We start from the raw sequence: 6,799 nt of genomic DNA on the forward strand, positions 1-6,799 counted from the left end.
ATATCCTTCATATCTTTCTTTTTTACGACAACCAATATCTTACCGCCCAGCATAGCTCTTTTGTCTGATTTATACGAGGTAAGATCTGACATATTTCCGGCATCCATACCGATAAGATAGGCATTTGCATCCGTTTTTACATAAATAAGGCCATTAAAAGTCGGAACTACTTTATAGACTGTATCGCAGGCAGATACCTCGATAAAAAAGAAATCTCCAAGCCGTTTTACTTCTGCACAAAGTCTGTCAGCATCTTTAGTGGTTTGAACAATCGCAGTTTTAACCAGTTTATTTCCGATATACCCTTCAGCTCTTAATGTTCCCTTTTCATAGGGAACATCCCAAGATAGATGAAGATCTCCTGTTGTAGGATGGAAACGCCTTGCCTCTTCATCCCAACTCTTAGTAGCTCCAAATCTTGGGCACGCTGCCCTGGCCTTTTCTCCGACAAGTTTGTCATTAATGAAAAGCTTAACCCTCTCACAATTTGTATAGCACAGAACCTGCTTGAACTGTCCTTCATCACCCTCAAAATTCCAATGTGGTAAAAGATGAAGTGTAACCTCAGCCTTATTCCAAATTGATTTAAAGTAATAGAAAGTATCCTTTCTGAAATTAGCGGTATCTATTGCTCCAAAATTAGCTCCACGTCTTGGCCAGTGAGCCTCTCCGAGATAGTCAATTCCAGTCCAGATAAAGTCTCCTGCAACATAATTCCTGCTGGCAGTAAATCGCCAGAGAGTTTCATGAGTAAGTGCAGCAGTAACATAACTAATGTTATATTTATTATCAGTACTGTAATCACCTCTGTCGCTACAAACCGACGGATTTTCTGTGCCAATCATTATCCTGTCCGGATTGGCCAGTTTATCCTCTTCATAGAAGGTTTCCGCTCTTTCACGCCATCTTCCCACATAGTTGTAGCCAACTACTTCCAGTCCATCCAGGAAATCCCGTCTTGTTGCTATCTCAGGAAGAGATTCGATATTGTCACAAGCGCTTGTAACGAGCCTTAAGCTATCCTCTTCGTGAACAATATCTGATAGGAACTTTACAATCTTGGCACCATCCGAATAAGCCTGTTCAGGGATTTCGTTACCTATGCTCCACAGAATTACTGATGGATGATTATAATCGCGCCTTAGCATCGTACGAAGCTCCCGCTCCGCATCCCGGTAAAAGAACTGACTAAAACCATAAGAGGGTTGATCAGAAAAATAATTCTCGCTCTTATTCTTTCCAAGTGTCCATTCATCATAGATTTCATCCATGACTAAAAAGCCCATCTCGTCGCAAAGATCAAGCAAAGCAGGTGCCGGGGGATTATGTGAGCATCTGATCCCATTAACGCCCATTTCTTTTAATAGCTTTAACCTGTATTTCCATACTTCCTTATGAAATGCCGCTCCAAACATGCCCGAGTCATGATGCAGGCAAACACCTTTTATCTTAACCCTTACCCCATTAAGCAAAAAGCCGTCATCCGGTGTAAACTCTGCAGTTCTGATTCCAAAGCTTTCAACTCTTTCATCAATTTTAGTATTTCCCCGATACATCAGGGTCACTAGTTTATAAAGATAAGGTGTCCGGTCTGACCACAAAGAAGGCTTATCCACATAAATCCTACTGCAGGCTTCAGATGAGTCAAAAGAGCTTACACAGAGCGTTGCTCCTGCGACGGATATCTCTTTACCTCTTTTATCCTTAAGAATCCATTTTACAAGGATATTGGTATCTTCTTCGCCATAATTATTTACAAGCGCCCGCACATCAATTGTTGCGCTTTGATTGTCCCTATATACTCCGCTTGTATCAGCCTTAACACCAAAGTAGTCAAGACTCACAACATCTTTTTTTCTATAGAGGACATCTCTGTATATTCCTGAGCCTGTGTACCATCGGCTGTTAGGCTGCTTGTTGTTATTTACTTTTACAGCAACAACATTTTCTCCTTCTGCCAGAGCATCTGTAATATCCACAACGAATGTAGAATAGCCATAAACTCTTTTACCGACCGGTATTCCATTGACAAATATCTCGCTCTCCATGTACACGCCTTCAAAAACAAGCTCGTGCCTCTTTTTTAAATCTCTCCTTGTAACACTGATTTTTTTTCTGTACCAACCAATTCCGGCTTTTGCATAGCCTCCGCCGGCACCGGTTTTGTTTCGTTTGTCCGGGGCAAAAAAAGTATCCCAGTCATGGGGGAGATTAACTTTTTCCCAGTCCTTGTCATCGAAATCTGCACCGGTGTATAAATAGTCTTTGCAATCGCCCAGATTAAACTTCCAATCTTCATTGATTTTTATAGTGTCTTTTAAAAGCATCTTTACTTCCTCATCACTCTAAAAAAATAAGGGGAACAGTTTCCTGCTCCCCTATCATTTATAATTAGTACCATTATCTGGTAGCAAGCCAAGCATCATACTGATTATAGAATTCATCAAGAACAGTCTGAAGACCTGCTGCATAGCACTCTTCTATCATCTTATCAATTGTAGCATCCACATCATCAACAAGACCCAGCTCAAGCATTGGTACATATGAGCTAAGTACTGTGTTTATTGCAGCCTTCTCATTAACTACATTTGTATCATCAAATACAAAGGTAATTGTAGGATTGCTTATAACTCTCTCTTCCCAGCTATCTGAAATAGCCTTTTCTCTTTCATCTCCGCCTGCCTCTGAAAGCTCACCGTTCTTGATCGCCCAGGATGCGGAAACTGTCATTGGAGGATAGTTCTCAACTGCACCATCAATTCTTGTATACTCGTTATTATCATTGATTGAATAGTGCTTGCCCTCTTCTCCGAGAAGAATAAGATGATTAACGTATGTGTCCATCTTCATGATATCAAGCACCATAGCTGCTCTTTCAGGCTTTTGAGAGCTTGCAGTAATAGCCATATCATTGTTTGAATATGCTTCGCATCCAACAAGGTGAGGATTTGTAATATCATAAGCTGCGCATGTAACGCCGTCTGTCTGCTCAGCCTGTCTCATGTAGGTAAATACTGATGCGTTCCAGGCAATTGATGCACCTTGAAGAGCTCCAAAAGCATCATCGTCTGTTACTGTATTTGTAAGAGCTGATCTGCTCCAGCAGCCTGCATCGGCCATTGCCTTCATATCTTTTGCATACTCTCTAAATGGTTCATACTCATAAGCGAGCTTGATATCATCTCTTGTGGGAAGTTGTCCTTCCTTATACTCATAGATCATATCGAACCAGTCAGAATCAAGAGCAAGAAATGTATCATATTGCTCTCGGTAAACATCCCAAAGTTCATTGTTATCACCTGCTGCTGCAAGTGCATATATACCACTTTCAGGAGTTTCTTTTTCTGCAATCGTCAATGAGAAGTTCTTGTAGTCTTCCCAGCTTGAAAGCTCTTTTATGTCATACTTATCAGCGATATCCTGTCTGATGGCAACAATCTTGCCCATAGGTTGTGCTGTATTGGAAGGAACAGCTATAGTCTTACCTGAAAGAGTTGTCTCATCCCAGCTCTCAGCAGCCTGATACTTACTTGTAAGAGGCATGTTGTTTGCAATAAAGTCAGAATCAAGCGTGAAGAATGATCCTTTTGCTGCTTCTGTGTACATGTAACACCATGGCGCTGTAAAGATAAGATCTGCATCACCGCCCTGAAGAACCAGAGAATACATCGTTGCATAGTCACTCCAGCTAAGGAATGTCACATTGATGTCTGTGTTAAAAGGCTTCAGGTAATCGTTGATAAGACCCAGAACCTCGTCCCAGTCATTTGGTGTATCACCAATAAGATACATCTGAACTGTGTAAGGACTGCTAAGATCTATTGATGAATACATCTCCGGTGTTGCAGCAATTACGTCCTCTCCAATCGCATCAGGAAGTCCTGCAAGTGCATCGCTTGTAGCTGCAGCAGTTTCTGTTCCTGCAGCCTGTCCGGCAGCTTCAGTTGTCTGAGCATCTTTGCCTGTGCTCTCAGTAGTTGTTGGTGTAGCCTCACTACCGCAGCCTGCCATTATACCGACCGCCATAGTAAGCGCCATTAAGATTGATAATACTTTCTTTTTCATGATTTCCTCCTTTATCCTTTTACTGCTCCTATTGTTAACCCCTTTACGAAGTACCTTTGAACAAAGGGGTAAAGTAACACGATTGGTCCTGTAGCAATAACTGTCATAGCCATCTTCATACTTTCAATCGGTATAGACGGAAGGGCAATTCCTGATTTTTCTGCTACTATCCTCATAGCCTCTGCGCTTCCAAGAATCCTCTGGAGATAATACTGGAGAGTAAACATATTCTCATCAGTTATGTAAAGCATACAGTTATACCAGTCATTCCAGTAAGCCAGTGCCGAAAACAGCGACAGTGTTGCAATAAGCGGCTTAGATAACGGGATGATCAGTTTTGTAAATATAACAAGATCATTAGCCCCATCAATCTTTGCGGATTCAGTAATCTCCATTGGGACTCCCGACATAAAGGACTTTGCTATGATCATGTTCCATACCGAAAACATTAGCGGAAGTATCAGGCCAGTAAAATGATTCTTAAAATTCAGATATCTTACACAGAGAAGATACCAGGGAACCAAACCACCATTAAACAAAGTTGTGAAGAAATAAAAGAATGCAAACTTATTTCTCCAAGGGAAATCCTTCCTGGAAAGTACATAACCCGTCATTGTAGCAAGCAGAACCGCAAAAAACGTTCCAACCACTGTAACTCCAATGGTTGTTCCATAGGCCTTAAGAATAGCCACCGGGTTTTTCAAGCTAAGCTGATAACTCTCGAGACTAAAGTTTGTAATCGAAGGCAAAAGCGGATATCCATTCTTTATCAACGAGCTTTCCGAGGTAAAAGATGCAATGATGATCAGATAAAATGGTACAACACAAATCAATGCAAATAATCCAATGAGCACAACGCCAACAAGATTGACTGCGATTTCATCTTTACTCATTGGGCGTTTTCTACTCATAACTACTTCTTTAGCCATTTTCTCCTCCATCAATAAAGTGCATAATCAGGGTTAGCTCTTTTAACCAAAGCATTAGATATCATGATTGTTACAAAGCATAGAACCGACTGATACAAACTTGCTGCAGCTGAGACTCCAATGTCTCCGTTGTCAATAAGGAGTCTGAAAACGTAAGTATCAATTACATCTGTGGTGGGCTGTAATAATGCACTTGAACGAACCGTCTGATAGAACAATCCGAAATCACCTCTGAAGATATTTCCGATTCCAAGAAGAACCAGAATCATCATTGTAGGCTTCAGCGAAGGAATTGTCAGGTACCTGATCTTCTGCCATGCACTTGCACCGTCAATGGAAGCCGCTTCGAACATCTCCTGATCAAGACCTGTTATAGCAGCAAGATATACAACTGAACCATATCCGGTCTGTTTCCATATTCTTAAAAAGATGATAACTACTGGCCAGGCAACCGGCGTATTGTACAAGTCAAAGGCTGTTCCGCCAAGCATGGTAACCACATGGTTAAATACGCCTTTTTCATAGTTGAAAATGTTATACATTATGGCTCCGGCTACAACCCAGCTGATGAAATAGGGTAAAAACATCAGTGACTGAGTTACTTTTTTAAAGACCTTTGAAAACAATTCATTGAGAAGAATTGCGCTTCCCATTTCAAAGACAACGCCAAAAAAGATAAATGCTATATTATATAAAAGCGTATTTCTTGTAACCATTCCAAGCTTTCCGGAAATCAAGAGAGCTTTGAAATTATTAAGACCATTCCAAGGTGAAAAATAGATTCCCCCATTATATTGATATCTTTTGAATGCTAGAATAATTCCCGTCATTGGAACATAGCTGAAAATTATCACATATAAAAGGCTTGGCAGGAGCATCAAAAGCAAAAGCCAATGCCTTTTTATGATCTTCATAAAAGGTGTTTTTGTTTTTTTGTTTTCTTTTCCCATACCTTCTCCCTGTACGTTTTACACAAAAAGACATATCGTTTTAATAATAGTATAGGAAAAGCATACAAATACAACTATTCGCATTACTCTCAAATATAAAAAAATTATTAAGATATTTTAGACAAAATTTATTTTTGTTTGCGCAAAATTGCGCTTAAATAGCGCAATTTTTTATTTTTTGCGCAAATTCTATTGATAATTATTAATTTTACACATATAATTATTTATTATGGGAAAGAAAATCAGATTAAATGAGATAGCAAAAGAACTAAATATGTCACCAACCACCGTATCCAGAGCTCTTTCAGGAACCGGACGCATTTCAAGTAAAACGCGTCAAAAGGTCCTTGCATACGCTGAAGAAGTGGATTACCGCTCTCCTTCTCAGAATAGGCAACAGGCAAAAAAAACCTCATCTTCAAGAAGCGGGAACATTGCTATAGTTCTGTCAAAAGATCTACTCTACGAATCAGAGTTTTTTCATTTATGCCTTCTTGGTGCAACCAGCGCACTGGCAGATCATGGTTATGAAACATTACTGATACTTTGTAATACCAATGAATATGGGGCGTTAATGCCAGCTGTAGAGAAAAGAAAGCTAGATGGTGTCATATTTACCAGAGCTATAGCCCATGAAAAGAGCTTTTCATATCTCAAAAAGAACCATATTCCCATAGTAGTTGTGGGATCTGGTGTAAAAGATGCGTTAATGGTTGATACAAACACTGCACTAGCATGCCGTGAACTTTCTTCATCACTGGTTAACAGCGGATGCAGGAATATTGCATATATTGGCGGAAGCATGAATTACAACGTCAATGCCAAGAGATTGGAAGGTGTCCTTATGGGCATATC

Annotated in this window: 5 protein-coding genes; 1 reads left to right on the forward strand and 4 read right to left on the reverse strand. The window is 40.1% G+C overall.

Translation table 11 applies throughout. From position 1 onward, the window contains the following. From E7303_RS17710 to E7303_RS17725, 4 genes are all read right to left on the reverse strand, one after another. On the reverse strand, window positions 1-2,327 hold a 2,327-nt coding region (locus E7303_RS17710; RefSeq protein ID WP_292146788.1), incomplete at its 3' end, for a glycoside hydrolase family 2 TIM barrel-domain containing protein. A 73-nt stretch (window positions 2,328-2,400) separates the two neighbouring features. Further along, window positions 2,401-4,065 (reverse strand): DUF3502 domain-containing protein, encoded by a 1,665-nt coding sequence (locus E7303_RS17715; RefSeq protein WP_292146789.1) that lies wholly within the window; start codon window positions 4,063-4,065, stop codon window positions 2,401-2,403. 11 nt (window positions 4,066-4,076) lie between these two features. Continuing rightward, a complete protein-coding gene (locus E7303_RS17720) occupies window positions 4,077-4,994 on the reverse strand; it encodes a carbohydrate ABC transporter permease (protein WP_292146790.1) in 918 nt (305 codons plus the stop codon). 11 nt (window positions 4,995-5,005) lie between these two features. Then, window positions 5,006-5,944, reverse strand: coding sequence for an ABC transporter permease (locus E7303_RS17725; RefSeq protein WP_292146791.1), 939 nt, complete (start codon window positions 5,942-5,944; stop codon window positions 5,006-5,008). A gap of 229 nt (window positions 5,945-6,173) precedes the next feature. Between E7303_RS17725 and E7303_RS17730 the strand changes: the two genes are divergently transcribed. Next, a partial coding sequence (locus tag E7303_RS17730) for a LacI family DNA-binding transcriptional regulator (RefSeq protein ID WP_292146792.1) occupies window positions 6,174-6,799 on the forward strand: 626 nt, incomplete at its 3' end.

The organism is Butyrivibrio sp., from assembly GCF_015056685.1.
GTDB lineage: Bacteria > Bacillota > Clostridia > Lachnospirales > Lachnospiraceae > Butyrivibrio.

Coding starts and splice junctions, on each gene's coding strand:
- E7303_RS17715 (WP_292146789.1), bottom strand. CDS start 4,065: ATGAAAAAGAAAGTATTATCAATCTTAATGGCGCTTACTATGGCGGTC.
- E7303_RS17720 (WP_292146790.1), bottom strand. CDS start 4,994: ATGGCTAAAGAAGTAGTTATGAGTAGAAAACGCCCAATGAGTAAAGAT.
- E7303_RS17725 (WP_292146791.1), bottom strand. CDS start 5,944: ATGGGAAAAGAAAACAAAAAAACAAAAACACCTTTTATGAAGATCATA.